A 1,612-nucleotide genomic window follows, 5' to 3' on the forward strand; every position below is an offset into this window, starting at 1 on the left:
CCGTCCTGGTTGATCGCACTGCCCCGCACGATCGCGAGAACCGGGTGGCCGTTCTTCCGCGCGTCGGACAGCCGCTCCACGAGCAGCATGCCGACGCCCTCGCCCCAGGCGGTGCCGTCGGCGGCGGCCGCGAAAGGCTTGCAGCGGCCGTCGGTGGCCAGGCCGCGCTGCTTACTGAAGGCCACGAAGGTACCGGGGGTGGCCATCACGGTCACCCCGCCCGCCAGCGCCAGTTCGCACTCACCGGAGCGCAGCGCCTGCACCGCCATGTGCAGGGTCACCAGCGACGAGGAGCAGGCCGTGTCGACCGTGACCGCCGGGCCTTCCAGACCGAAGGTGTACGAGACGCGGCCCGAGGCGACGCTGCCGGAGCTGGCGGTGCCCATGTAGCCCTCAAGACCGTCGGGCGCCCGGTGCAGCAGCGTGCCGTAGTCGTTGTACATGACGCCGGTGTAGACGCCGGTCCGGCTGCCGCGCGCGGTCACCGGGTCGATGCCCGCGCGCTCGAACGCCTCCCAGGTGGTCTCCAGCAGCAGCCGCTGCTGCGGGTCCATCGCGAGGGCCTCGCGCGGACTGATGCCGAAGAAGACCGGGTCGAAGTGGTGGGCGTCGTGCAGGAACCCGCCGTTGCGGGCGTAGCTGGTGCCCGGCTGGTCCGGGTCGTCGTCGTACAGCCCCTCGATGTCCCAGCCGCGGTCGGTGGGCATGTCGGAGATGGCGTCGTGGCCCTCGGTGACCAGCGTCCACAGGTCCTCGGGGGTGCGCACCCCGCCGGGGAAGCGGCAGCTCATCGCCACGATGGCGATGGGCTCGTCGTTGCCCGCGGGGGCGGCGACCTGTGCGGCGGCCGCAGCCCGGCCGCCCTGGGCCGCGCCGCGCAGGTATCGCGCGAGCGCGGTGGGTGTCGGGTAGTCGAAGATCAGCGTGGCGGGGAGCCGTACGCCGGTGGCCGAGCCCAGGCGATTGCGCAGTTCGACCGCGGTGAGCGAGTCGAAGCCGACCTCACTGAAGGCGCGTTGCGGGTCGACCGCCTCGGGCCCGGTGTAGCCCAGGACAGCCGCGACATGGACGCGGACCAGGTCGTGGACGATCCGGTCCGCCTCCGCTTCGGAAACGCCGGCCAGCTGCTGACCGAGCGCGCCGGACGGTGCGGCGGCCGCACCCTGGGCCGCGCGCCGCGGGGGCACCCGGACCAGGCCGCGGAAGAGCGGCGGCAGCATGCCGACGCTCGCCTGGGCGCGCAGCGCAGCCAGGTCCAGCGGCATCGGCACCAGCAGCGCCTCGTCGGTGCGGACGGAGGCGTCGAAGAGTTCCGGGCCGTGCTCGGCGGTGATCGCGACGATACCGCCGCGCCGCAGCCGGGCGACCTCGGCCTCGTCCAGTTCACCGGCCATGCCGCCCGACTCCGCCCACAGACCCCAGGCCAGCGAGGAACCGGCCAGCCCCTGGGCCCTGCGGTGCTGGGCGAGGGCGTCCAGGAAGGCGTTCGCCGCCGCGTAGTTCCCCTGGCCCGCGCCGCCGAAGACACCGGCCGCCGAGGAGAAGAGAACGAACGCGGAGAGGTCCAGGTCCTGAGTCAGCTCGTGCAGGTTCCACGCCGCGTCCACCTTCG

The 1,612-nt window shown here is 73.5% G+C and carries 1 protein-coding gene; it reads right to left on the reverse strand.

The features are described from left to right. On the reverse strand, nt 1-1,612 hold a 1,612-nt coding region (locus ABTZ94_RS37470; RefSeq protein WP_351207925.1), incomplete at both ends, for a beta-ketoacyl reductase.

Source organism: Streptomyces sp. NPDC002785, from assembly GCF_040295565.1.
GTDB lineage: Bacteria > Actinomycetota > Actinomycetes > Streptomycetales > Streptomycetaceae > Streptomyces.